This window comes from Marinobacter zhejiangensis (assembly GCF_900114775.1).
Classification (GTDB): domain Bacteria; phylum Pseudomonadota; class Gammaproteobacteria; order Pseudomonadales; family Oleiphilaceae; genus Marinobacter; species Marinobacter zhejiangensis.
In genome coordinates, this window is record NZ_FOUE01000001.1 from 1092652 (window position 1) to 1117730 (window position 25079).

20 protein-coding genes are annotated in these 25079 nt (G+C 60.8%); 8 read left to right on the forward strand and 12 right to left on the reverse strand.

Annotation, left to right across the window (positions count from 1 at the left end; all coding sequences use genetic code 11):
- The first annotated feature begins 119 nt into the window (after positions 1–119).
- Positions 120–2087 (forward strand): ATP-binding cassette domain-containing protein, encoded by a 1968-nt coding sequence (locus tag BMZ67_RS04850; protein ID WP_092020748.1) that lies wholly within the window; start codon positions 120–122, stop codon positions 2085–2087.
- A 22-nt stretch (positions 2088–2109) separates the two neighbouring features.
- Here the strand turns inward: BMZ67_RS04850 and ppx are convergent, their stop codons facing one another.
- The gene (gene ppx / locus BMZ67_RS04855; protein ID WP_281246583.1) at positions 2110–3618 is read right to left on the reverse strand and encodes an exopolyphosphatase; all 1509 of its coding nucleotides are present in this window, start codon (positions 3616–3618) and stop codon (positions 2110–2112) included.
- A 370-nt stretch (positions 3619–3988) separates the two neighbouring features.
- On the opposite strand from ppx, the gene trxA reads away from it, so the two are divergent.
- A complete protein-coding gene (trxA, locus tag BMZ67_RS04860; RefSeq protein ID WP_091812847.1) occupies positions 3989–4315 on the forward strand; it encodes a thioredoxin TrxA in 327 nt (108 codons plus the stop codon).
- Between the two features lie 76 nt (positions 4316–4391).
- Positions 4392–4964 (forward strand): molybdenum cofactor guanylyltransferase, encoded by a 573-nt coding sequence (gene mobA / locus BMZ67_RS04865; RefSeq protein WP_092020749.1) that lies wholly within the window; start codon positions 4392–4394, stop codon positions 4962–4964.
- Between the two features lie 4 nt (positions 4965–4968).
- Here mobA and moaE read toward each other — a convergent pair whose 3' ends face one another.
- From moaE to moaB, 4 genes are read right to left on the reverse strand one after another with little or no spacing between them, the layout of a single operon-like run.
- On the reverse strand, positions 4969–5427 hold the full coding sequence (moaE, locus tag BMZ67_RS04870; RefSeq protein ID WP_092020750.1) for a molybdopterin synthase catalytic subunit MoaE: 459 nt from the start codon (positions 5425–5427) through the stop codon (positions 4969–4971).
- A gap of 1 nt (position 5428) precedes the next feature.
- Positions 5429–5698, reverse strand: coding sequence for a molybdopterin converting factor subunit 1 (gene moaD / locus BMZ67_RS04875; RefSeq protein ID WP_092020751.1), 270 nt, complete (start codon positions 5696–5698; stop codon positions 5429–5431).
- A gap of 4 nt (positions 5699–5702) precedes the next feature.
- Positions 5703–6920 carry a molybdopterin molybdotransferase MoeA gene (locus BMZ67_RS04880; protein ID WP_092020752.1) on the reverse strand — a complete coding sequence of 406 codons (1218 nt, stop codon included), beginning with the start codon at positions 6918–6920 and terminating at the stop codon, positions 5703–5705.
- Positions 6920–7492: a molybdenum cofactor biosynthesis protein B gene (gene moaB / locus BMZ67_RS04885; protein ID WP_092020753.1), complete on the reverse strand. Its 573-nt coding sequence runs from the start codon at positions 7490–7492 to the stop codon at positions 6920–6922. The genes BMZ67_RS04880 and moaB overlap by 1 nt, the downstream gene beginning before the upstream one ends.
- A 373-nt stretch (positions 7493–7865) precedes the next feature.
- Between moaB and rho the strand changes: the two genes are divergently transcribed.
- The 3 genes from rho (at position 7866) to BMZ67_RS04900 (ending at position 11953) form a co-directional block, all read left to right on the forward strand.
- On the forward strand, positions 7866–9128 hold the full coding sequence (rho, locus tag BMZ67_RS04890; protein WP_092020754.1) for a transcription termination factor Rho: 1263 nt from the start codon (positions 7866–7868) through the stop codon (positions 9126–9128).
- A gap of 295 nt (positions 9129–9423) precedes the next feature.
- A complete protein-coding gene (gene ubiD / locus BMZ67_RS04895; RefSeq protein WP_092020755.1) occupies positions 9424–10950 on the forward strand; it encodes a 4-hydroxy-3-polyprenylbenzoate decarboxylase in 1527 nt (508 codons plus the stop codon).
- On the forward strand, positions 10943–11953 hold the full coding sequence (locus tag BMZ67_RS04900) for a 2Fe-2S iron-sulfur cluster-binding protein (RefSeq protein WP_175481828.1): 1011 nt from the start codon (positions 10943–10945) through the stop codon (positions 11951–11953). Before ubiD ends, BMZ67_RS04900 begins: the two co-directional genes overlap by 8 nt.
- A 26-nt stretch (positions 11954–11979) precedes the next feature.
- Here the strand turns inward: BMZ67_RS04900 and BMZ67_RS04905 are convergent, their stop codons facing one another.
- The 6 genes from BMZ67_RS04905 to BMZ67_RS04930 all read right to left on the reverse strand — a co-directional run bounded on the left by BMZ67_RS04905 (position 11980) and on the right by BMZ67_RS04930 (position 18074).
- A complete protein-coding gene (locus BMZ67_RS04905) occupies positions 11980–13218 on the reverse strand; it encodes a heme biosynthesis HemY N-terminal domain-containing protein (RefSeq protein ID WP_092020756.1) in 1239 nt (412 codons plus the stop codon).
- Positions 13215–14327 carry a uroporphyrinogen-III C-methyltransferase gene (locus BMZ67_RS04910; RefSeq protein WP_245749872.1) on the reverse strand — a complete coding sequence of 371 codons (1113 nt, stop codon included), beginning with the start codon at positions 14325–14327 and terminating at the stop codon, positions 13215–13217. Before BMZ67_RS04910 ends, BMZ67_RS04905 begins: the two co-directional genes overlap by 4 nt.
- Before the next feature lie 8 nt (positions 14328–14335).
- On the reverse strand, positions 14336–15166 hold the full coding sequence (locus BMZ67_RS04915; protein ID WP_092020757.1) for a uroporphyrinogen-III synthase: 831 nt from the start codon (positions 15164–15166) through the stop codon (positions 14336–14338).
- Positions 15147–16103: a hydroxymethylbilane synthase gene (gene hemC / locus BMZ67_RS04920; protein WP_092020758.1), complete on the reverse strand. Its 957-nt coding sequence runs from the start codon at positions 16101–16103 to the stop codon at positions 15147–15149. Before hemC ends, BMZ67_RS04915 begins: the two co-directional genes overlap by 20 nt.
- Before the next feature lie 112 nt (positions 16104–16215).
- Positions 16216–16962, reverse strand: coding sequence for a LytR/AlgR family response regulator transcription factor (locus BMZ67_RS04925; RefSeq protein ID WP_092020759.1), 747 nt, complete (start codon positions 16960–16962; stop codon positions 16216–16218).
- A gap of 23 nt (positions 16963–16985) precedes the next feature.
- Complete coding sequence (locus BMZ67_RS04930) at positions 16986–18074, reverse strand: sensor histidine kinase (protein WP_092020760.1); 1089 nt, start codon at positions 18072–18074, stop codon at positions 16986–16988.
- Positions 18075–18237: 163 nt separating this feature from the next.
- Here BMZ67_RS04930 and argH point away from each other — a divergent pair, with 163 nt between their 5' ends.
- Positions 18238–19635 (forward strand): argininosuccinate lyase, encoded by a 1398-nt coding sequence (gene argH, locus BMZ67_RS04935; RefSeq protein ID WP_092020761.1) that lies wholly within the window; start codon positions 18238–18240, stop codon positions 19633–19635.
- On the opposite strand, the gene BMZ67_RS04940 is transcribed toward argH, so the two are convergent.
- Entirely contained in the window at positions 19632–22064 is a 2433-nt protein-coding gene (locus BMZ67_RS04940) for an EAL domain-containing protein (RefSeq protein ID WP_092020762.1), read from the reverse strand. The genes argH and BMZ67_RS04940 overlap by 4 nt on opposite strands.
- Before the next feature lie 142 nt (positions 22065–22206).
- Between BMZ67_RS04940 and BMZ67_RS04945 the strand changes: the two genes are divergently transcribed.
- On the forward strand, positions 22207–25062 hold the full coding sequence (locus tag BMZ67_RS04945) for a class I adenylate cyclase (RefSeq protein ID WP_092020763.1): 2856 nt from the start codon (positions 22207–22209) through the stop codon (positions 25060–25062).
- The last annotated feature ends 17 nt before the right edge of the window (positions 25063–25079 follow it).

Genomic DNA, 25079 nt, shown 5'->3' on the forward strand with positions numbered 1-25079 from the left:
CGCCCCCAACCTGGGCTCCTGTGTCTGCAGCTGTAAGCTACATCGGTGGCATAAAAAAGTAGCCAATCACGCTCTAGGGACTCTCACTGTGAACAAAGGTTCCCTGATAGAATGCCGCCATGCTTACGATATCGGATCTCAGTTTACAACGTGGCGGCGTCTGGTTGCTAGAAAACGCCAATCTAACCATCCAAAGTGGTGAAAGGGTGGCGATTGTTGGCGCCAATGGCGCGGGAAAATCCAGCCTTTTCAAACTCCTGTTGGGAGAGCTTGGGCAAGAGCAGGGTGACGTCAGTCTGCCCGGCGGGTGCCGTGTTGCTCATATGGCTCAGGAGGTGGAAGCGTCCCAGCGCTCGGCTCGGGATTTCGTCCTCGATGGCGACAAGGTGCTGCGCCGGCTTGAGGCGGAGCTGGCAGAGGCTGAAGCAGCCGGTGATGACAATGCCCAGGCACGGCTTCATGGCGAGCTCGATCTCCACGAGGCGTGGTCGGCACCGCGCCGTGCCGAAGCGCTGATCCGGGGGCTGGGTTTTGCGGATGCAGATGTCGATCGCCCGGTCTCTGCGTTCAGCGGGGGCTGGCGCATCCGGCTGAATCTCGCCCAGGCACTGATGCAGCCGTCGGACCTGTTGCTGCTGGACGAGCCCACCAACCACTTGGACCTGGATGCCTGCCTGTGGCTGGAGAACTGGCTGCGACGTTACCCGGGAACCCTGCTGTTTATCTCCCACGACCGTGACTTTATGGACCGGGTGGCCACCCACGTGGTGCACTTCTACAGCAAGAAGTTGGATTGCTACACCGGTAACTACTCGTCGTTTGAAAACCAGCGCAGTGAACGGTTGGCACAACAACAGGCTGGTTACGAGCGTCAGCAGGCAAGAATTGAGGAAATTCAGCGCTTTATCAGCCGATTCAAAGCCAAGGCCAGTAAAGCTCGCCAGGCTCAAAGCCGGGTCAAAGCGCTGGAGCGGATGGAAAAGATTGCGCCGGCGCACATTGATTCGCCATTCAGCTTTGAATTCCCCGTGGCAGACAAGGTCTCCAGCCCACTGCTATCCATCCGGCACGGCGCGGTGGGTTACGGTGACAAGGTTGTATTGAGAGGGCTGAATCTGAGCCTGTTGCCGGGCAGCCGGATTGGCCTGCTGGGTCCGAACGGTGCCGGTAAGTCCACCCTGATGGATGCGCTGCGGGGCTCGTCGCCGTTAATGGACGGCGAGCGGGTAGCCGGAGAAAACCTCGCCGTAGGGTACTTTGCCCAGCATCAGCTGGAGGCACTTGATCTCGATGCCAGCCCGTTCCTGCATCTGCAGCGGCTGGCCCCGAAAGCCTCCGAACAAAGCATCCGGAACTTCCTGGGCGGGTTTGATTTTCACGGCGATGAAGCACTGGCGCCGGTGCGGTCGTTCTCGGGTGGTGAAAAGGCTCGTGTCGCCCTGGCAACCATTGCCTGGCAGCGCCCGAACCTGCTGCTGCTCGACGAGCCCACCAACCATCTGGACCTGGAAATGCGCCAGGCTCTGACCATGGCCTTGCAGAACTTTGAAGGGGCCATCGTGGTGGTATCCCACGACCGTCACCTGCTACGCAACACGGTGGATGACTTCTGGCTGGTTCATGGTGGCCTTGTCGATGTCTACGACGGCGACCTGGAAGACTATGAACGCTGGCTGGCGGATCGGCGGCGTGATGAGGCGGAAGCGCCCCAGCGGGTCGAGCCTGGTGCGGCTGCGGCGAGTGCGGATGGCAGCCAGGGCAACGGGTCTGCTGGCGGGGATGTTGCCCGGGAAAGCGCTGAGGAGCGTAAGGCTCGCAAACGAGCGGAAGCCGCCCTGAGGCAGCAGATCAGTCCGTTTCGCAAGCGGCTGGCGGCACTGGAACAGCGTATGGAACAGTTGCAGCAGTCGCTGGCTGAGCTGGAGCAGGCGCTTGGCGAGCCAAGCCTGTACGACGCTGCGAGTAAAGATCGGCTCAAGGAACTGCTGGGCCATCAGGCGCAGCAGCGCGGCGAGCTGGATTCGACCGAAGCCGAATGGCTGGATGTCAGCGAAACCGTTGAAACGATGGAAGCAGGTCTGGGCTAAGGCGCCGCCCAGACCTTCATCGTCATTCGATGGAAAGGGTCAGCCCCTGCTTGGACAGGTACTCCTGCTCGTTGTTCAGGTCGGCCAGTGTCAGCGGGCGGCTTTCCAGCCATTGGTCCGGGAACGCCAGCGTCAGCCTGTCCGGGCCTGCGGTCAGGCGGAACTCGGGCAGGGGCTCGTTGTTGCGGGGATGATGCAACAGGACTGCCAGCCGGATCAGGGTGCACAGGTAGCGAAGGCGCTGGAGGTCATTGGGGTCGGTGTCTTCGAAGACCGCGGCAGAGAACTTGCGCCGGTGACCGCGAACCAAGGTGGCCAGATCGCGTTGGAACTGTTGGCTGAAACCAGCCAGATCCGAATAGCGCAACAGATAAGCGCCATGTTTGTGGTACTGACTGTGGGAAATGGTCAGGCCGATCTCATGCAGGCGACAGGCCCAGCGGAGAATGTCTTCGTCGTACTCGGTGTTGATTCCCCAGTCGTCCGCCACCTGCTGCCAGGCAGAAATCGCGGTTTCCTCAACAGCCCTGCCATGGGCCTGGTCAACGTGATAGCGCTCCTGCAGAGCGTGAATGGTGCGCTCCCGCACATCCTCATGTTGAATGCGCCCGACAATGTCGTAGAGCAGACCTTCCCGCAGGGCGCCGTCGGCAAAGCGCATCTCGTCAATTTCCAGTGACTCGAACGCACCCATCAGAATGGCGAAGCCAGCGGTGAAGATGGTGTGGCGCTCCGTGCGCACACCGATTTCCGAGAGCCGGTCGATGTTGCCCATGTCCACCAGGCGCCGGCGTAACTCCTTCATGCCCTGATAGGTGAGGGTGCCATCGGTGATTTTCAGGGCCGCCAGAACGTTGGAGATGGCCTTGATCGAACCGGAGGAGCCAACAGCGTCTTTCCAACCCAGCTGACGGTACCGGTTGCGGATGTGCAGAATTTCCTGATTGGCATGGGTCACGGCTCGGTCCATCTGGCGGCGGGTGATGCGGCCGTCAGCGAAATAGCGGTTACGGAAGGACACGCAGCCCATGTGGAGGCTTTCCAGTTCCTGGGCTTCGAACCGTTCGCCGATGATGAATTCAGTACTGCCGCCGCCAATGTCAATCACCAGTCGACGCCCCTTGTCATCAGACAGGGTGTGAGAGACGCCGAGGTAGATCAGACGGGCTTCTTCCCTGCCGGCGATGATTTCCACCGGGTAGCCCAGCACGGCTTCGGCGCGGCGAATGAAATCATTGGTATTACGGGCGACCCTAAGAGCGTTGGTGCCGACGATCTGCACCGCTGAAGGGGGCATGTCGCCGAGGCGCTGGGCAAAGCGGCCCAGGCAGTCGAGAGCGCGTTGCTGAGCCTCTTCTGTCAGGTTGTTGTTGGCATCCAGGCCTGCGCCGAGTTGGACCTTTTCGCCCATTTTTTCCAGCGTACGGATTTCTCCGTGGACCAGTCGGGCAACAACCATGTGAAAGCTGTTGGAGCCCATATCGATGGCTGCAAGTACATCGGGCTGAGTGGCGGTGTTTCGGGCCGTCACGAGTCTTGAATTCCTCTTGCGTGGCCTTATCTTGACTCAGTAGTCCTGAGGTAAGGGGGACGAGTCTGGCCTTTCTGTTGGGAGGCGCAGGCAGGAAGATAATGCCGGCCCCAGTGGCATGGGCTAACTATAAGCGAATTATTGGCAGACTGTCAGTAGTGGTAACGGTTTCCCCGGACCTGAAAGGGGGTGGATGCAGGCAATCCTTGATCAGCCCTCTTCACATTCGCTGGAGCAATCGCGTAAAGTATCGCGTTATGTGGTGGCGTCAGACTGCGGTATTGGGCTGACGCCTACAGAGTCAATCGCGCGCCAGGCAACGGGTTATGGGTAATTCGTACCGCCGGTGTGCAGGAATCAGGAAAAGGCAATGAGCGGAAATATCGTAAACGTAACTGATGCGTCGTTCGAGCAGGACGTGCTGCAGGCTGACACCCCCGTGCTGGTTGATTACTGGGCTGAGTGGTGTGGTCCGTGCAAGATGATCGCGCCGGTGCTGGAAGAGATTGCCGAAGAGTACGAAGGCAAACTGAAAGTCTGCAAGCTCAACATCGATGAGAACGAGCAGACCCCACCGAAGTTCAACATCCGCGGTATTCCGACACTGATGCTGTTCAAGAACGGCAACGTTGACGCCACCAAAGTTGGCGCCCTGTCCAAGTCCCAGCTGGCGGCATTCCTGGACAGCAATCTCTGATCCAGCCTTAGCTGGCTGATCCCAGGCCGCCCCTGAAGCGATTCACGGGCGGCCTGTTTGTTTTTGCGGAGGTGTTATGAATGCGATAGGCATTCTGTTGGCCGGCGGTGAGGCCCGGCGGATGGGCGGTGTCGATAAGGGACGCCAGCTGTGGCAGGGGGCGCCGATGGCTGACTCGATTGCTGCGACCTTCCGCGCGGTGTTGCCGGAGCTGATCGTCAGTACGGCAAAGCCGGATACCTACTACGCAGAGCTGGCCACGCAGCTGGTCACTGATGACCCTCATTTTCGTGGGCAGGGCCCCTTGGCGGGCCTGTTGACGGCGATGAGGCGGGCGGGGGAGCTGGGGTACAGTGAAGTGCTCGTGTGTCCCTGCGATACACCGAGGGTGAGTGCGGGGTTGTTGCAGCACCTGTTGGATGGTTACGCCGCAGGAGATGGGCGGCCGGTCATTGCCGATGTTGATGGCCGTGTGCATCCGTTGCACGGCGTTTATCCGGTCACCTTGGCTGCCCCCCTGGAGCGCCAGCTCCTGGCCGGCAACCGGCGGGTCTACCAGTTCGCCCTGGCCTGCGGCGCCCACCTGCTGGACTGTCACCCGTTCCAGGAAGACTTCACCAACTGCAACCGGTTGGACGACCTGCGCTAGCCGCTCAGTCCGACGATTCCCGCCACTGCTCGGCCTGTTCACGGTCGGAGTCTTTCTGCTCCACCCAGTGGTCGCCCTGCCTGCTCAGCTCCTTCTTCCAGAACGGCGCTGAGGTCTTGAGGGCATCCATGATGAATTGGCAGGCCGCGAAGGCGTCCCCCCGGTGGGCGCTGCAGACACCAACGAACACGATCTGGTCGCCCAGGGCCAGGGTGCCGACCCGGTGGATGACCCGTGCAGCACGCACGTCCCAGCGCTTTCCAGCCTCTGCAATCAGCCCCTCAATGACGTGTTCCGTCATGCCCGGGTAGTGTTCCAGGAACAGTCCGGTCACGTCGTTGAGGTCGCCGTAGTCACGTACCAGTCCGGTAAAGGTGGCGATGGCGCCGGTGCTGTCACCGCTGTCCCGTAACTTTCGGTACTCCTCGGCCAGGTCGAAATCCTGTTGCTGGATGATAACCATGTCAGCCTCCGGTCACCGGAGGGAAGAAGGCGATCTCGTCGTCCGGGTTCAGGCGGGTGCCGGGTTTCGCCATGGCCTGGTTGATCGCAACCATCACCGGGCGGTCTCCCGTCAGTTCCTGCCAGGCCTCACCGCGAGTGGCGAGGGTGGCGAGCAAATCGGCAACGGTGGTCTGCGGCTGAATGGCGACGGTCAGGGAGTCTGTGCCCAAGTGTTCACGCAGCCGGGCGAAGAAGCGGACGGTCACGGTGGCGGAAGTGTCTGCAGTCATCGCATTACCCCATCAGGTCGTTAAAGGAATAATAGGTAATGGTATCACCTGGGCTGACCACGGCATGTTCCGGGATGATTGCCAAGCCATCCGCCCAGCAGGCGGAACTGAGCATGCCGGAACTCTGATTCGGGTAGGCGGTGACTCGTGCTTCACCGTCGACAATTTCCTTCCGTGCCCGGACAAACTCACGGCGGATGGACGGTTTGTCGATGGCAAACGCGGCCGCTAATCGTTGCCCTTGAGGGCTACGACCATCCTGACCCTGGCAGCGGCGGATGAAGGGCAGGGCCACTACCAGGAACGTCACCAGCACAGCTGCCGGGTTGCCAGGCAGTCCGATCACCGGGGTTTTTCCCAGGTGGCCAAAGGCCAGCGGTTTGCCCGGTTTGATGGCCAGTCGCCACAAGGACAGTTTGCCCTGGCTTTCCAGGACGGCACGGACGTGGTCTTCCTCGCCGACGGACACGCCTCCGCTGGTGATGACCAGGTCGGCCACATCGGCGGCTGAGTGGAGCGTCTCGATGGTCGCGGAGCGTTCGTCGCGGAGGTTCTCGCAAAGCACCACTTCGCAGCCGGCTCGCTCCAGCAGGCCAAGCAGCGTAAACCGGTTGGAGTTGTAGATCTGCCCTGCCGCGAGAGGCTGGCCTGGGTCTACCAGTTCATCACCAGTGGTCAGGACCGCCACCCGGAAGCGCCGCAGGACCGGGACTTCAGCGATGCCTATGGACGCCAGCAGTCCCAGTTCCTGGGGCCGCAGGCGGGCACCGCGAGCCAGCGCCAGGCCGCCTTTTGCAAGGTCCTGGCCGCGCCGGCGAATGTTCTGGCCGGGGGTGTGCTCACCACTGATACGGATACCGTCGGGGGCAACCTCGACCCGCTCCTGCATGACCACCAAGTCGGCGCCGGCAGGGACTTCCGAACCGGTAAAGATTCGTGCAGCAGTGCCGGGTGTCAGTGGCTGCGGCGCATGGCCTGCCGGAATGCGCTCGGACACCGGGATGGTCGCGCCCGGGGTCAGGTCTTCGAAACGCAGGGCGTAACCGTCAACGGCGCTGTTGTCCGCAGGCGGAACATCCAGCGGGACGGTAATGTCCTCCGCCAGTATCCGCCCTAGTGCGCCGGTCAGGGCAACGGTTTCAATCTGCGCCAGCGGCGTTGCCTGGGCCAGCAGGTGGGTGAGGGCGTCATCGACGGAGGTGAGGTCGGCGTGGTGGCTCATCAGCGCTCAGCCTTGTTGCCGATGCGCTGCTGCAGGCGCTCGACCTGGCGGCCTGGCTTACGCAGCAGCAGTGCGTTGAAGTTGCAGGGCTTGCAGGTGCTGTTGAGTTGGTGGCTGAGGATGCCCTCCCAGCCGGTGCGGCAAGCGCCGGTGGAGCCCGGCAGACAGAAAATGGCGGTATGGTTCGCGAGCCCGCCAAAGGCCCGGGACTGGACGGTGGAGCTGCCGATGTCTACCTGGGACAGGCGGCGGAATTCTTCGCCAAAACCGTCGATGGTCTTGTCCAGCAGCGGCATGACCGCTTCGGGGGTGCTGTCGCGTTCGTGGAATCCGGTGCCCCCGGTTATGATGATGGCGTGGACGTCCGGTGCAGCGATCCATTCGGACATCAGCGCACGCACCAGATAGACATCGTCTGGCAGAATACGGCGGGCGATCAGCCGGTGGTCGGCTTCAAGGATGCGGTCCTCAAGGTACTGGCCGGAGGTGTCCTGGTCTTCCCCGCGGCTGTCAGAGACCGTCAGCAGGGCCACATTGAGTGAGCGGGATTCAGACTGGCTGTGGGTAGTCATCCGTTGTCGTGCTCCAAAAGTTGGGTGGCGGTAGGCGTTCTGCTCAGGGGGCCGCGTTGCCCCTTGTTAGTACCTGTTTTAGGTGTAATTTCCAAGTATCCCGGTCTCGACGCGGGATTGGAAGGGGTGGTATTGTCCCCCTGTGTTGCTATAATGATCAGCGAATTTCAGTCGCCGGTACTTGACATTACACAATGAACTGGTGAAAGATCAGTCTGTCTGACGGGCTGATGACTCTATTCGGCCTCTGGCCCAGCTTCACTTTTTCTATACTTTATATAGTGGCCCCTGATACATGGCCGGGTTGGCCTGTCAGGTTTTCCCCTGTCCTATCTAACCCTGATTATTTCCATTCTTGAATGCCAAACAACTTATGAATCTTACTGAACTCAAGCAGAAATCCGTGCCCGAACTGCTCGAAATCGCGCAGGAAATGGGGCTCGACAACCTGGCTCGTTCCCGCAAGCAGGATGTTATCTTTTCCATCCTGAAGAAACATGCCAAGAGCGGTGAAGACATTTACGGCGACGGTGTGCTGGAGATCCTGCAGGACGGTTTCGGTTTTCTCCGTTCAGCGGATGCCTCCTACCTGGCCGGTCCGGACGACATCTACGTGTCTCCGAGCCAGATCCGCCGGTTTAACCTCCGTACCGGTGATACCATCTCGGGCAAGATCCGTCCTCCGAAGGACGGCGAGCGTTACTTTGCGCTGTTGAAGGTCAACGAAATCAACTTCGACAAGCCGGACAACGCCCGCAACAAAATTCTGTTTGAGAACCTGACACCGCTGTTCCCGGACGAGCGCCTGGCGCTGGAAGCGGGTAACGGCAGTACCGAGGATCTGTCTTCACGGGTTCTGGACCTGGTGGCACCGATCGGTAAGGGCCAGCGTGGCCTGATCGTTTCTCCGCCGAAGGCCGGTAAGACCCTGTTGATGCAGAATATTGCCCAGTCGATCACCCGGAACAACCCGGAATGCTACGTGATCGTGCTGTTGATCGATGAGCGTCCGGAAGAAGTGACCGAGATGCAGCGTACGGTTCGTGGTGAAGTCATCGCTTCTACCTTTGATGAGCCGCCTGCCCGTCACGTTCAGGTTGCCGAGATGGTTATCGAGAAGGCCAAGCGCCTGGTTGAGCACAAGAAGGATGTGGTGATCCTGCTGGACTCCATTACCCGTCTGGCACGTGCCTACAACACGGTGATTCCGTCGTCCGGTAAGGTTCTGACCGGTGGTGTGGATGCCCATGCCCTGGAAAAACCCAAGCGCTTCTTTGGTGCGGCCCGTAACGTTGAGGAAGGCGGCAGTCTGACCATCCTGGCTACGGCTCTGGTGGATACCGGTTCCAAGATGGACGAGGTTATCTACGAGGAGTTCAAGGGCACCGGTAACATGGAGGTTCACCTGGATCGCCGTATTGCCGAAAAACGTGTCTACCCGGCGATCAACATCCGTCGCTCCGGTACCCGTCGTGAAGACCTGCTGATGGCTGAGGCCGATATCCAGCGGGTGTGGATTCTGCGCAAGCTGCTCCACTCCATGGACGACGACACCGCGGCGCTGGAATTCCTGCTCGACAAACTGCGGGAAACCAAGACCAACGACGAGTTCTTCCTGTCGATGAAGCGTCGTTAATTGGTTGTTCCTTGTCAGCCTCTTTGGCCTTCAGGTCTGGAGGCTGGCACTGCCGGGGAGAACTTCCCCGGACACGCCGTGAATACATCCATGTAGGCTCTCTGTTGCCATCCCTGGCAACAGAAGGTCCGGAGAAGTTCTCCCCGGCAGTGCCTTCTCACTATGCGTTGGCCTGCCGAGGGCTTCTCCCAAGCATACAACGGGGTGGGGGAGCACTATCCCAGCTCGTCCTTCTCCGTCATTAATAAGCCTGTATTCGGCAGCACCCTGAACAGGAACAAGGCCGTAAACTCCCATGAAATACCGCGACCTGCGTGACTTTATCGAGCAACTCGAGAAGCAGGGTGAGCTGAAACGCATCAGCGTGGAAGTCGATCCCTACCTTGAAATGACCGAGATCTGTGACCGCACCCTGCGGGCTGGCGGCCCGGCGTTGTTGTTCGAGAACCCCAAGGGGCACTCCATGCCGGTCCTGGCTAACCTGTTCGGAACCCCGAAGCGGGTGGCTATGGGGATGGGGCAGGACAACGTCACCGCCCTGCGCGAGGTCGGCAAGCTGTTGGCATTTCTGAAAGAACCTGATCCCCCAAAAGGCTTCCGTGACGCCCTCGAAAAGCTGCCGGTGTTTCGCCAGGTACTGAAGATGAGTCCCAAGGTGCTGCGTTCGGCGCCCTGCCAGGAAGTGATCATCGAGAAAGACCAGGTCGACCTGTATCAGATTCCCATCCAACACTGCTGGCCAGGCGACGCCGCACCGTTGGTGACCTGGCCGCTGGTGATCACCCGTGGGCCCCACAAGGAACGGCAGAACCTGGGTATCTATCGCCAGCAGCTGATTGGTCGTAACCGGCTGATCATGCGTTGGCTCAGCCATCGTGGCGGCGCGCTGGACTTTCAGGAGTGGCAGCAGGCCCACCCCGGCGAGCCATTCCCGGTCGCGGTTGCCCTGGGTGCTGATCCTGCCACCATTCTGGGTGCGGTCACCCCGGTTCCGGATACCCTGTCGGAGTATGCCTTCGCTGGCCTTTTGCGTGGTGGGCGTACCGAGGTGGTCAAAGCCGGACTGAGCGATCTTCAGGTCCCGGCCAGCGCGGAAATTGTACTGGAAGGGTTTATCTATCCAGAGGACATGGCTCCGGAAGGACCCTTTGGTGATCACACTGGTTACTACAACGAAGTGGAGCAGTTCCCGGTCTTCACCGTGGAACGTGTGACCCACCGCAGGAACCCCATATACCACAGCACCTACACCGGTCGCCCACCGGATGAGCCAGCTATTCTTGGGGTGGCCCTGAACGAAGTGTTTATCCCGATCCTGCAGAAGCAGTTCCCGGAGATTGTGGATTTCTACCTGCCGCCGGAAGGGTGTTCCTACCGGCTGGCGGTGGTGACCATGAAGAAGCAGTACCCGGGTCATGCCAAACGGGTGATGATGGGGGTATGGTCGTTCCTGCGGCAGTTCATGTACACCAAGTTCGTGATCGTGACGGACGACGATGTGAATGCCCGGGACTGGAACGATGTGATCTGGGCGATCACCACCCGGATGGACCCGTCACGGGATACCGTGATGGTCGACAATACCCCGATTGACTACCTGGATTTCGCCTCGCCGGTGGCGGGGCTGGGGTCCAAGATGGGCTTGGATGCTACCAACAAATGGCCCGGTGAAACCACTCGCGAATGGGGTACCCCGATTACCATGACCGACGAGGTCCGGACCCGGGTGGACGAGCTTTGGGATCAGTTGGGGATTGATATTCCCCAGCCCAAGCCCCTCGTTGCCGATTGCCCCGGCAGCGGCGATCCCGGCGTTGAGTGATACCGTCGTGCCATACCGGGTGACGCTGTCTCCTGCCGACGTGTCATTCACCAGCGGGCCTGATGAGGATTTGCTCTCGGCGGCGGCAGCGGCAGGTATTGCTGTTCCCGCCGCCTGTCGCAACGGAGTCTGCGAAATCTGTGAAGCCCGGCTAGTTGTTGGCCGGGCGGTGAATACCCGAAACCAACAGGAGGTTGCCCCGGGTGCCCGGCTGATGATGTGTCGAAGCCAGGCCAGGGCCACCCTCGAACTGGAGATTCCAGCCGTTATGTCCCCAGGACAGAACCCAGCAAAAATTTTTGAAGCCCGGGTCGTTGCGATTGAGGCGATCAGCCACGATGTACACCGGGTGGAACTCAGCCTGCCGCGACGGCGGGAGCTGAAGTTTCATGCCGGCCAGTACCTGGCCATCCTGCTACCGGAGAGTGAGCCGAGTTACTTCTCCATCGCCAGTAGCCCGCTTGCAGAAAACATCGAGCTTCACGTCCAGGCGTCGCCAGAGTGGGAGTCTGCCCAGCGGATCATCGATGCCCTGAGAACGGAAAGCAGCATCAAACTGGAACTGCCCCACGGCAAGGCCTGCCTGGCAGCGGCGCCAGATCGGCCAGTGCTGATGGTGGCCGCAGGCACCGGTTTCGCGCAAATGAAGGGGATGGTGGACTACCTTCGGGAAACCCGCTTCGACCAGCCAACCACTCTGTTCTGGGGCGTTCGGCGTCAGGCCGATATGTACCTGCGCTCTCTGGCGGAGCAGTGGCAACAGCAATGGTTGGGTTTTCGGTTTGTTCCGGTGGTGGGCGATGATGAGGACAATGACTGGGCCGGGCACCACGAACAGCTGGTGCAGGCGGTGTTGAATTCAGGGGCGGACTGGCAGAACGTGGAAGTCCATGCCAGCGGTTCACCCGCGATGGTCTACACGCTGATGGATGAGTTGTTGGCTGCGGGGCTACCGCAGCCTGCGTTCTTTTCTGACGTGTTGGAATACGCACCCCGGGGCTGATTCCTCAGCACCCGGGACAGGCCCGGTCAGGCCTTGGGCATGGGCAGGTCGGGCAGACCATTGTCCTGAACCAGCCCCTGCATCAGCAGCTTCACGCTGGACTGGTCTTCTCCCATGTGGGCATTGAGGCGGCTCAGCTCGGCCAGGGTTTCCTGACTGCGGCGCATCTTCAGGCTGGTCTCAAAGTACTCCCTCGCTTTTCCCCACAATTCATTGCGCAAGCTCAAGCGCCCCAGTGCCAGCAACAGCTCGGCATTGTTGGGGCGGTCCTGCAGCCAGCGTTCTGCCGCCAGCAGCTGCTCATCAGGCTGACTACCCTTGATGCGACCATAGAGGTTGACCAGCTCGTCGCTCCAGTGATTGCGCAGCACCTTGCGCAGCAAGGTTTCTGCCTGAGCCTCGTCGCCGAGTTCCGCCAATAGCTGGCCATATTCGCGAATGCTTTGCTCATCCCGACGAACCACTCCCGGAAGCTCATCCCACAACCGCGTCAGTGGTTCCAGGTTGGCCGTTGGGCTGTCGGACTGACGTCGGCACTCCGCAGCGGCCTTTTGCATCAGGTTGTGCCAGATGGTGCGTTCCAGTTCAGTACGTTCTTCCTCGCTGACCAGGCCGCGTTTGCGTAGCTCCGGCAGCAGCCGCGACAGCTCGCGCCAGTCTTCCAGCTTTACGTAGGTGGTTTTAAGCAGCTTGAGGACAAACGGGTGGTGCGGTGCCTGCTTGCGCAGCCGAAGCAACGTGGCGAGGGCCTGTTCCAAGCGGTTTCCCGCCAGCTGCAGCTGGGCCTGTGTGATGCCCACCGCCATGTCTGAACCCGGGGTGCTTTCGTAAGCCTTGCGCAACAGCTCATCAACCTGATCGTGCTCGCCACACTCAAATGCAGCCTGTGCGGCCGCCAGGTAGTTAATCAGCGGCGTATCGGCGCTGCTGGCGGAAGCCTCGAGGAGCTTGTGTGCCCGGGGCCAATTACCTTCGGCCAGGGCCAGCAGGCCCTGGGTGGTGCGGCGACGGGCGCGGCGTTGATTGCCCTGGGCCAGCCAGCCGGTGAGCAGGCCACTTCGGCGAGTCAGGCGACGGGCCATTGCTGCCAGAAACAGGAGGCCAGCAACCAGCAAGGTAATTAAGGCGGCTCCGACCCAAAAATTGGTCTCGACCAGATAGTGGCCGAGGCTAATACGGATATAGCCGAGGTCGTACTGGACCCCCATGGCCAGGGCGACGCCGAGAGATAGGGCAACCAGGACGATCAGCAGCAGGCGGATCATGCGTCGGCGCCTCCGCTTTGCGCCTCAGCCGGCGTGCTTTCGGTGTTCAGGCGGCCGTTAACCCGTGCCTTGAGCAGAGTGAGGGATTCGCTGATGTCGGGCAATTCCGGGTCAACCTGTCGCTGGGACAGTTCGGTGAGGGTCTCAAGCAAAGCTTTCACCCGCTGGTCACTGCCGTCGTACCATTGGGCCAGTGCGCTCTCGGCCTTGGCGAGGGCGCGGTTGTAGAGGGTCTGATTACCACGCAGTACTGCCATCTCTGCCTCTTCCAGCATGAGTTGCATGTTGAGGCGGGCATAGGCGCTCTGTTCGGGGGACATCAGCGGTTGCACCGGCTGATCAAGGCGCCGAACCACAACCACACCCTTGAGCGTGGTCAGGACTTTGTCCCAGGCTACCCGGAACAGGCTTGGCTCTCCTTCGCGGACCAGTGCGGCATCAGTCGCCGGTGTTTCTGCTTGTGGTGGTGCTGCCTGGTTCAGGCTGTCGTCCGTTAGCTGCTGAATGCGTTCGATGGTTGCTTCCAGGGTGAGGTAAAGCCCGGTCCGGTCGACACCTTCAATGGCCTTCAGGCTGAGGATTTCCCGGGCCAGCTGCTGGCGAACCGGGTAGACACCGACGTCATCGGAGTCCTTCAGTACCTCATCGGCGGCTTTCAAGGCCGATAGGGCGCCAATGATATCCTTCTCGATCTGCAGGCGCTGGTTGGCAATACGGATCAGGTATTCAGCCTCGGCGAGCAACCAGTCGGTCCGGGTGCGGTTGCCTGCGGCGAGCAGTTCCCTGGCATTGTGGTCGATCTGTCGCTGCTGGGTGGCTAGTCGTCCCTGCTGGGCTGACAGGCTTTGTTCCAGACTGCGTAAGCGTTCGGTACGTTCGTTGACGGTTTGGGAGGTGGAGCTTTGGAGCTGCTCGTTGGCGTCTTGCAGGTGGGTCAATGCCAGCTCAAGGCGTTGTTGGTATTGCCACTGTTGCCAGCTCCACAGCGCCATGCCTGCGCCAAGAATCAGGGAAAGGATGACCAGCAGCCACAGTGGCCAGAGCCGGGCGCGTGGAGCCGGGGTCGTCGGTGCCACTGGGGCAGGCAGTTGGGCATTAGATTCAGTCACAGGCGTCCTTACTTGCTAGGCTTGTCTGGGCCATGGGGTGGCAGTTCCCCTGGGTTAGCTGCGAAATACTCTGCGACGGCTGCGATGATGCCCTGATCGGTCAGGGTGTCGGGAACGCAGGTGTTCCGGAAGCCCTGGTTGGCAGCTTGCTCTGCAATGCGTAACGCCGGTACCACCATCAACCGTTGGTTTAGAGTATGGTCACTATTCTGACCCAGTGCGATGAAATTGTTCAATGTTTCCCCTGAGAGTACCACCACCGCGTCGGGTTCAAAACTGGCCAGTAGTCGTGGCAGCTGTTGTTTGGCCTGAGGCGGGCACTGCCTCCGATAGAGGGGAAGGATGGATACGTCGGCGCCGCGCTGGCGCAGAGTGTCGTGTATCAGCTCGCGGCCGGTCTCGCCTCGAACCAGTAACACTCGCTCTCCGTCTACCTGGTTCAGCGAGGGCATGGCCAGCAGCGCTTCGCTGTCGACACCCCCTTCCGGCCAGGAAGTTGCCAGGCCTGCCTCTGACAGAACCGAGGCGGTACCGGCACCCACGCCATACCAGTGAATGCCCATCGGGGGCTGGGGCCACCAGGTATCCAGCAGCTCTAGCAACAGACGGGCGGCGTAGGGGCTAACGGCGATGATGTGGTGAAACTGATCGAGGCTCTGGATGAGGGTTCGCTGTTCCGGGGAGTCCGGCAGGGCCGCCCGTTCCAGCAGGGGCAGCGCCCGAGCCTCTGCGCCAGCGGCTTCCAGGCTGGCAGTCAGGCGGCTGGCTTCGGGCTCGGGGCGGCACACGAGGATGCGACGCCCACTTAGCGGGCCGTGCTTATTCTGCGTTGCGGCCATAGATGTCGGCGAGAATTCGGTCGGCGCCCAAGGCGAGCAGATCTTCAGCCAACTCTCGGCCAAGGCGTTCGCCTTCCGCCCGGGGAGCGCGGCCTTCCACCCGCAGGATTTCTTTGCCGTCCACCGAACCAACCAGGCCTCGGAGCCACAGGGTGTTGTCATCCTCAAGCAGGGCGTAGGCGGCGATAGGTACCTGGCATCCCCCTTCCAGGCGGCGATTCAGGGCGCGTTCGGCGCGCACCCGGTCCCAGGAATCGGCGTGGTTGAGAGGGGCAAGCAGGTCAATCAGTTCCTGATCGTCCAGCCGGCACTCAAGCCCCAGTGCGCCCTGGCCCACGGCTGGCAGGGAAAGGGTGTCGGGGAGCTGACTGCGAATACGATCGTTAAAGCCAAGACGTTTCAGGCCGGAGCTGGCCAGGATGATGGCATCGTATTCACCTGCGTCGAGCTTGGCCAGGCGAGTGTTGACGTTGCCCCGTAGCGAACGGATCTGAAGGTCAGGGCGATTGGCCCGAAGCTGGGCTTCCCGGCGCATACTGGCGGTGCCAACCACCGCGCCTTGAGGCAGCTCGTCGAGATTACTGTACTGGTTGCTGACGAAGGCGTCGGTGGGGTCTTCCCGTTCGCAGATGGCGACGAGCCCCAGGCCTTCGGGAAACTCCATCGGGACATCCTTCATGGAGTGCACAGCGAGGTCAGCCCGGCCGTCGAGCATGGCTTCTTCGAGTTCTTTCACAAACAGGCCCTTGCCCCCGATCTTGGCGAGCGGGACATCAAGGATCTTGTCGCCCTGAGTCTTGAAGCCAATCAGCTCAACGCGGATGTGGCTGTGCAGGCGCTCCAGCTCGGCCTTGATGAATTCCGCCTGCCACAATGCCAGGGCACTGTTGCGTGTGGCGATGCGAAGTGTTCGTTGGGAAGGGGTCTGTTGTGACATGCTCGTTCGTATGGCCTGGTTGTTCAAATTTGAAGGGACAAGGTTAACCCGTTAGCGCGAAAAAGTCCCGTTGTGGCCGCTGCCGGGCGCGCCCTGATCTGGGCGTTGTCCACTATAGGGGACGGTGCTTTTCCAGCCACTCCCGGACCGAGCCGGCATGGCGGCGGCTGACCGGCAGCGCGGTGCTGCGATCACTCAGGTTGAGGAACCAGTGGCCGTCGTTGTTACGGGTCAGGCCCTGGATGTGGCGTACCCCCACCAGAGTGTGTCGGTGGATGCGCAGCAGCTCGTCGGGAAAGCGACCTTCGAGTTCCTTCAGGGTGTGATCGGTGACGCTTTCGCCATGGTGGTGGTGGATGGTGACGTACTTCTGATCCGCTTCGCAGTAGAACACCTGGGCGAGGTCGATCAGCTCTGTGCCTCGGTGGGTGCGAATGGCCAGTTGGGCGCCGCTTTCCTGATCCCGGCTCTGGATTGACTGCAGCTGCAGGCGGTTGACCCGGCCCGCTTTGGTCAGGGCGTCGGCCAAGGCCTCGCGGCGGACCGGTTTGAGCAGGTAGGCTACCGCCTGGACCTCAAACGCGGTTATGGCGTAATGGTCGTAGGCGGTACAGAAAATGATGGCCGGCGGCTGCTCGAGGGCGCTTAGCCGTTCCGCGGCTTCCAGACCGTCCATGCCGGGCATGCGAATGTCGAGCAGCACGACGTCAGGGCCATGTTCTGCAGTGAGTGACAGCGCCTCGTGGCCATCGCTGGCTTCAGCGCAGACGGTAAACTCCGGCAGCGCATCGACGAGCCGGTGGATTCGTTCACGGGCCAGGGGTTCGTCATCGGCTATGAGGACTTTTTTGTTGGTCATGTCGCCACTTGTCTGGGTTACGGTTAGTGCGGGCTGAGCCGGGTTTGCCGGCCCTGGCTGGGCACTGTGTGCTTTGGCAATCGCAGGGTCACGGTGTAGATGTCGTTCTGGTGGCTCTGCTTAAGCACCGCGGTTTCGCCAAACAGGGCTAACAGGCGTGACTGGATGTTGTCCAGGGCCATACGGTTGCCGTTATGCCGTCGCTGGTCGTCTGTTGGCTTTGGATTCTGCACCAGTACATAGACCGAGTCACCCCGCCGATAGCCAACAATGCGGACGGTTCCGCCTTTGGGGTTGGGTTGGATGCCGTGGTAAATCGCATTCTCCACCAGCGGTTGCAGGGTCAGTGGCGGAATAGCCTGCCGTTCGAGGCCCGCTTCGACCTGCCAGTCCACCTCCAGGCGATCGCCAAGACGCAATCCCTCAATCATCAGATAACGGCGGCACAAGGCCAGCTCTTCATCCAGGCTGATCAGGCGATCCTGGGTGCGCAGGCTGGCACGGAACAGTTCGGACAGATCCAGTACGGCATCTTCAGCCTGTTCCGGGCGAGTGCTGATCAGGCTGGCGATGGTGTTCATGCTGTTGAACAGGAAATGCGGATGGATGCGGGCCTGGAGGGCGGCCAGTCGTGCCTGCATTTCCGACTGCCGTTGCTGCTGCCACTGGAACTGCAGGTAGAAATATCGCAATACCATCAGGGTAATGATGAGTGCGGCCAGCAGTTTCTTGCCGATCGCCAGCCAGCCGGTGATGCCCGGTTCCGGGTTCAGTACGTTGTCGGCGAACAGGCTGAAGGCAAAAACATCGGCCAGCACCAGCAGTGTTATCAGGATCGTGGCCCGGGCGGTCGACAGGCGGCTGAACCAGGGGCGCAGGATGCAGATCAGTGCCGCGCTGGTCAGTACGGTCCACTGCACGAACAACGACAGCAGGCCGAAGTAATTCCAGTCGATCCACTGGTTTTGGGAGTGGACGACGGCCAGCAGCAGAACCATCAGTTCGCTGGTCACCAGGAGCATGAATACCGCGCGCACCCGGCAAAGGTCCGGCACAAAAAAGTCGTTGCTCAGGGCTTCGGCGGGTCTGGAAGCCGTGGGTCGTTTTGACATGGTTGTGGTTGTCGTCCTTGTGCTCTGGGTGACCGCTGGCCGTGGCCACCCCTGAGGGTGCTATAATCCCCCGATTTGACCCATATCCGCAAACCCATGTCCGTAAATTGGGAGACTCAGCCAATCTCCTGGATGCCGGGCTGTCAGCAGGAAAGAGTAGATCATGACGGATTCAAGCAAGACCTCCGAAAAACCCTGGGGTGGCCGCTTCAGCGAACCCACGGACGCTTTTGTCGAGCGTTTTACCGCCTCGGTAGGCTTTGACCAGCGCCTGTACCATCACGACATCACCGGTTCCATTGCCCATGCCACTATGCTGGCGGAAGTCGGTGTGCTGACGGATGAGGAGAAGCTGCAGATCATTGAGGGCCTGGAAGCGGTCAAGGCCGATATCGAAGCGGGTAAGTTTGAGTGGTCGGTCAGCCTGGAAGACGTGCACATGAACGTTGAGGCCCGTCTGACCGATCGTATTGGCATCACCGGTAAGAAACTGCACACCGGGCGCAGCCGTAACGACCAGGTTGCTACCGATATCCGCCTGTACCTGCGTGACGAAATTGATGTGATTGCCGAAGAGCTGACCCGCCTGCGCGCGGGCCTGCTGGACCTGGCTGAGCGTGAGGCTGACACCATCATGCCGGGCTTCACCCATTTGCAGACGGCCCAGCCGGTGACCTTTGGTCATCACCTGCTGGCCTGGTACGAGATGCTGGTCCGTGATGCTGACCGTCTGCAGGACTGCCGCAAGCGAGTCAACGTGATGCCTCTGGGTGCCGCGGCCCTGGCCGGTACCACCTATCCGATCGACCGAACCATCACCGCCCGCCTGCTGGGCTTTGACCGCCCCAGCGAGAACTCTCTGGACTCGGTCAGTGACCGTGACTTCGCCATCGAATTCTGCAGCTTTGCCGCGCTGTTGATGACTCACATGTCCCGCTTCAGTGAAGAGCTGGTGCTGTGGACGTCGGCTCAGTTCGATTTCATTGACTTGCCGGATCGCTTCTGCACGGGTTCATCAATCATGCCGCAGAAGAAGAACCCCGATGTGCCTGAGCTGGTGCGTGGCAAAACCGGCCGTGTGAATGGCCATCTGGTCAGCCTGCTGACCCTGATGAAAAGTCAGCCGCTGGCCTATAACAAGGACAACCAGGAAGACAAGGAACCGCTGTTCGATACCATCGACACCGTCAAAGGCTGCCTCAAGGCCTATGCCGATATGGTGCCGGCCATTACCGCCAAGGTGGACAACATGCGTGAAGCGGCCAAGCGTGGTTTCTCCACAGCCACCGACCTCGCGGACTACCTGGTCAAGAAGGGCATGCCGTTCCGTGATGCCCATGAAGTGGTTGGCAAGGCCGTTGCTTTTGGGGTGGCCGAGCGCCGTGACCTGTCAGAGATGACTCTGGCCGAGTTGCAACAGTTCTCGGACATCATCGCTGATGACGTGTTCGGAGTGCTGACCCTGGAAGGGTCTGTCCAGGCCCGTGACCACCTGGGTGGAACCGCGCCCGCGCAGGTTCGTGCTGCTGTAGCCCGGGCCCGGGCCGCGCTGGCGGGCTAAGCGCCCGCCTGGGGTACGTCCCATTGCACAGGCGCCAGCGCTTCCAGTGGCTGGGGCTTGTGCAGGCGGTAGCCCTGGCCAAAGTGCAGGCCCAGGGTTCTGGCTTTGCGCAGTGTGTCGTCGTTCTCAATGAACGTTGCGACCGTCAGCTTGCCTGCCGAAGCGGCGATCTTGTGCATCGCTTCCACCATCACCTGTTGCACCGGGTCTTGGTGCAGCTGGGTCATCATGCTGCGATCCAGTTTGATAATGTCCACCGGTAGTCGCGACGCCAGGGTGTAGCTGCCCACCGAGGCGCCAGCTCCATCCAGAGCTACCTGGCACCCCAGGTCATGGAGGGTGTCGCAGAGTACCGCCACCTCATCCGGATACTGGCTGGCGTGGCTTTCACTAATTTCCATGCAGAAACTGTCGTTGCTGAAATTGCTGGCGGCGAGCAATTCCTGAAGGAAATCGCCAAAACTGTCATCCAGGACGCTGGCCAGCGACAGGTTAAATCCGCAGTACTTCAGTCGAGGCTCCAGCAGCTTGTGTTCGCCTAACCAGGCCAGAGTCTGGCGAATAACTTCCCGGTCGATGCGCCTGGCGAGGTCGAAGCGTTCGGCGATCGGCAGGAACCGTTCTGGTTTTAACCATTCGTCGCCTTCATTGAGGCCGCGAAAGCGCGCCAGAATTTCGATGTGGTCGCCCCAGGTGGCACTGGCCACGGGCCTCAGGGCCTGATACGCAAGTTTCAGTTCACCCTTGTCGAGACAGTTCTGGATGTGAATAAAGAGCTTACGGGCTTCGCTTTCCTGCAGGGCCTTGGAGTCGGCGCTGGCAGTGTGCAGGCGGTTGCGACCAGCTACCTTTGCGGTGTGGCAGAGGTCAGCGGCCTGCGCCAGCAGCTGCTCCGGGTCTTCAGGGAGTCGCTCCTCCAATACCAACAGGCCAGCGCTGGCGGTGGTGTTCAGTACTTCGCCTTTCCATTCAAACGAGAAGTCCTGAACCAGATCGAGCAGGTTTTGAGAGACTTTACGGGCTTCGCTCTCGGAGCAGTTTTCCAATAGCAGCACGAAGGTGTCACCGGCCAGGCGGGCCAGGGCATCCCGTTGCCGGACCTTGAGGCCCAGGGCGCTGGCCAGTTCGCGCAGATAACGGTCACAGGTGCCGTTGCCAAAGTTGTCGTTGAACTTCGCAAAGTGGTCCAGGTCGATGTAGAGCAGGGCGCTGGCCGGGTGCTCTGGCTGATCCAGCAGGCGTCCCATCCGTTTGATCAGTTCGCGTCGGTTGAGCAAGCCGGTGATGGGGTCGTGGGTGTTGAGGTAATTGCGACTGCCACTGGTGCGGATGCGCTCCGTTATATCCCGGGCCACGTGCACGGCTCCAATCAGCTCACCATCGGCGCCGTTCAGTTTCTGATAGTGAACTTCGTAAACCTGGGCGTTGTCCTGCTGGCTGGTCAGCGGCATCTCAACCGCGAAACTGTCTCTTTCAAACGCCCGGTGCCAGAGTCGCTCCAGCAACCGACGTTCGTTGGGGAAGTCGCGAAGTTGTGTACTGAGGCTTTGGCCTTCGAGGGGCTCGCGGCCAAACGCCTGTTGGAAATGGCGGCTGTAGGCCTCGTTGTAACAGAGCAGGTTGAGGTCGGTGTCTACAGCAGCCACCAGGTCAGGGGTTGCGCCGACGATGGCTGACAGCAGGGTGCGGGCATTGTGGGCGGCCTTTTCCTGTTCCATTTCCCGGGTCAGATCCACCAGGGTGCCCCCCAGTTTGACGATCCGGTTGCCCGACTTGATCGCACGCCCGGTCAGTTGTACTCGCCGGGTGCGCTGGCGGGTGGTCAGCAGTTCGAAGGTAATGGTGAAAGGCTGCCCGCGGGAAATGCAGCGGCGGAACAGGGCGCGAATCCGGCTCTGTTTGGTCTGGCAGTAGAACAAGGCCTGTTCCGGGGTGATATCGGCACCGCTTCGAAGCTCCATCAGGTTGTACACGCCTTCGGTCCAGCTCACCTGGTTGGTCTGGAGATCCAGTTCCCAGATGCCCAGTTCGCCAGTGGCCTCCACCAGTTGCAGCAAGCGGGGGTCCAGGGAAGGTTGGTCCCGCAACAGGATCTGGGCGCTGGCCGGCTGGTCTGAGTCCTTCTCTTCAAGGCGGAGGGTGACTTCGGCGGTAAAGAAATAGCCGTCCTTGTGGCGAAGCGTAATCAGTACCGGTTCACCGCTCTTGAACCGATGGCGCTGGCTGCTGGCAAACGGGTCGTCCTGGCGGGTGGCGAGGATGCGTGCGATCGGGTGGTCGACCAGGTGTGGGGCATCAACGCCCAGAACCGCCTCGGCATTGCTGTCGGCGTAGGTAATCGCGCCTCGGTCATCGACGCGCACCAGGGTACGCCGGCCTTCGCCCTGGCCCGCTTCAGAACGGTAACGCCGGATGAAGAACTCTTTCACGTGTTGTTGTCCCTGCTGGGTTGTAAAGCCTGTCCAGTGTTACAGTGCTATCTTTGCTACTCTGGGCTCATAGAAACGGCAGGCCCTGCCCGGATATCATACTGATATTCAACCCAGAAAGAACCTTTCCCACGGAGTCGTCTTGAGTCGTCATTCCCCTGCCATTGCCTTTGATTTCGATGACGGCATTGACCGCAAGACCCTCCGCCGTTTGCGCGACCGCTTTGTGGCGGTCAACCGCTGCCGCTGGGAGCGGGCCCGCTCGGCGTTGGCGTACCGTCAGCAGGTGGTGCTGGATATTCTGCCTCTGGTTTTCCACGTCAATCATCCGTCCCTGCCGGGGTATTTCGAGCGCGACTGCCCCTTTGGCCTCAACCACTATCAACCTTGCGATGAGACCCTCGGCGCTGCGCAGCGGCTGGCGCGCACGTTCCGCCACCGGGACTCGGGCAAACGCCCACCGGACCTGACGGCGCTGTTCCTGATGGGGAGTCCCGGGTCGTTGGGGCATTCAGTGGCCAGTGATCTGGATGTCTGGCTCTGCCACAGGCCAGATTTGCCGGACCGTGCGGTACGGCTCCTGGAGCGAAAAGCCGACAAAGTGTCGGAGTGGGCCGCAGTGCTTGGTGTCGAACTCAATATCTTCGTATTTTCCGCGGACGATTGGCGTCAGGGGCGGCAGCGGGCGGAGGTCACGGGTGAAAATTGTGGCAGTGCCCAGCACTACCTGCTGCTGGATGAATTCTACCGCACCGGCATCCACCTCGGGGGCAGCTATCCCTTGTGGTGGTTGGTGCCGGTGGAGGATGAGTATCGCTATGACCACTGTGTCAAACAGTTGGTGGAGTGCCGGTTTATCCGGGCCAGTGAGTACATTGACTTCGGAGCGGTACCCGCCATTCCGCCGGCGGAATTTCTCGGGGCGGGTGTGTGGCAGTTGTACAAGGGCATTGATTCGCCCTGGAAATCCATCCTGAAGCTGCTGCTGATCGAGTGCTATGCCCGAAGCCCGGACCAGGAGCCGTTGGCGCTTACCTTCAAGGCTGCAGTGTACCGCGGGGAAACCGACCCCGACGTGCTGGACCCCTATGTGCAACTTTACCGCCGTTTGGAAACCTGGCTTCAGGAGGAACCCGAACGGCTGGAGTTGGTACGACGAAGTCTCTACCTCAAGGCCGGCTTCCCGCTGAGCCGGGCCGGGTTTACCGGTGAATTGTGGCGCGGACGATTGTTGCGGGCATTGGTGGATGGCTGGGGCTGGGATGGCGCAGCGCTGGGCTTTCTGGACAACCGCCAGGGGTGGCGGGTCGAAGACGTAATCACCTTGCGGCGCAACGTGGTTGGCGAACTGACCCACAGTTACCGGCTGTTGTCCCGTCTCGCCCGGGGCGACGACCAGGACAGCGCAATCAGCCGTGGTGACCTGAACCTGCTGGGGCGCAAACTGTATGCGGTGTTCCAACGCAAGGCCGGCAAGGTCGAACTGATCAACCCCAACCTGGCGCCGTCGCTGGCGGAGGAAAACCTGTCGTTCTATCACCAGTCCGAGCAGGGTGGGAACGGCGATGCCTGGTTGCTCTACCGGGATCTGGAGAATCCAGGCGACGCCTACTGGCAGCCGGTCATCCGTCGTTCCAGCAGCCTGGCGGAACTGGTGTTGTGGTGCCAGTGCAACGGTTTGCTCAATCGTTCTACCCGGCTCAATGTCCGTTCCGGAACCACCGCTGCCAGCGTCGCGGAAGCCCGGGAGCTGCTGGAGGTGCTCGACACCAACCTGCCGTCACCGATCGGCCCTCCTGGCCGGGAGGCGTTGGAACAGCCGGTTCGACCGCTACGCATCCTGTTGCTGGTGAATGTCGGTCTGGATCCTCAGGCTCGGTTCACCGAGCGAGGTTTGCAAAAGCTCAGTAGCCGGAACGACTCGCTGGGGTTCAGTGGTGGTCGCGAGAACCTTGTGCGGACGATTGATCAGGTCACGTTCAACTCCTGGTGTGAGGTGAGTCTGCAGCACTATGCCGCTGGTGACACCCTGATCCAGAGCCTGAAACATGTACTGGCGGCGGTGGCCGAAGACCCACGCTTTCCGCCGAAAGTGGTGGTGCACAGCCATAGCCCCGGGCATGGCCAGGGTATCGCCCGTCGTCTGCAGGAACTGTTTGGCGACCTGGTACGGCAGTTCTTTGCGGGCGGCCGCGGGCCTCACCCCCTGCGTTATGTGATTGAGGTCGATCGTCGTTACTTTGTTCTCCAGTTTGTCGGCAAGGATCCCGGATTTACCGTCGTGGATGGGGTGGCTGGCCTGCTCGATCACCTGCGCCGGCCCCAGGCAGAGTACGCGCCGGTGGTGGTGGATCGCTATGCCCTGGTTGATCATGGTCCGTTACGGTGTGTGTTTGATAACGGAGAGCCGGGCTGCGTTCAGGTGTTCTATCAGGTGGTGGGCAAGCGTGCGCATTTGTGGGTGCTGGATGAGACCGGGTCACTGTATTGCTGGCAGCGGGAGTACAGCGGTCGTCGTTATCTGCTGACACCGTTGCTTCGCTTTCTGGATAACCTGCTTGAGCGGCGTCAGCTGCGGCAGGCGCTCAACGGGCCACTGGCGACGACGGAAGTTCGATGCTGTGAGCTGGTGGCCAGAAACGGCCGCTGGTATGCCGAGCGGCGTGATTTTTCGGCGGACGATATTCCCTTGCACGGATTGCAGGTTCAGGCAGTGGGTGTCCGGGATGGCGAGGGCAAGGTCTGTTTTGATATTTACTGCGACGAACAGGAGTTTTGCGCCGAGGAATACGGTGACCGGTTGATCCCGGCGGTGGCCCATTACATTCATGCCCGGCGGACATCCAGCGAGTTCTATCCGGTGTACCTGACAGATTTGCACCTGCCCCATGACCTGGACCCGGAGGCCTACCAGCCTATCCTGCAGACAACGCAGTACTTGCATCATTGCGAGCAGTTGGAGCAGGCGCTGAATCGGGCACTCAGACAACAAGGCTGACCTCGCCCCCTGGCGTT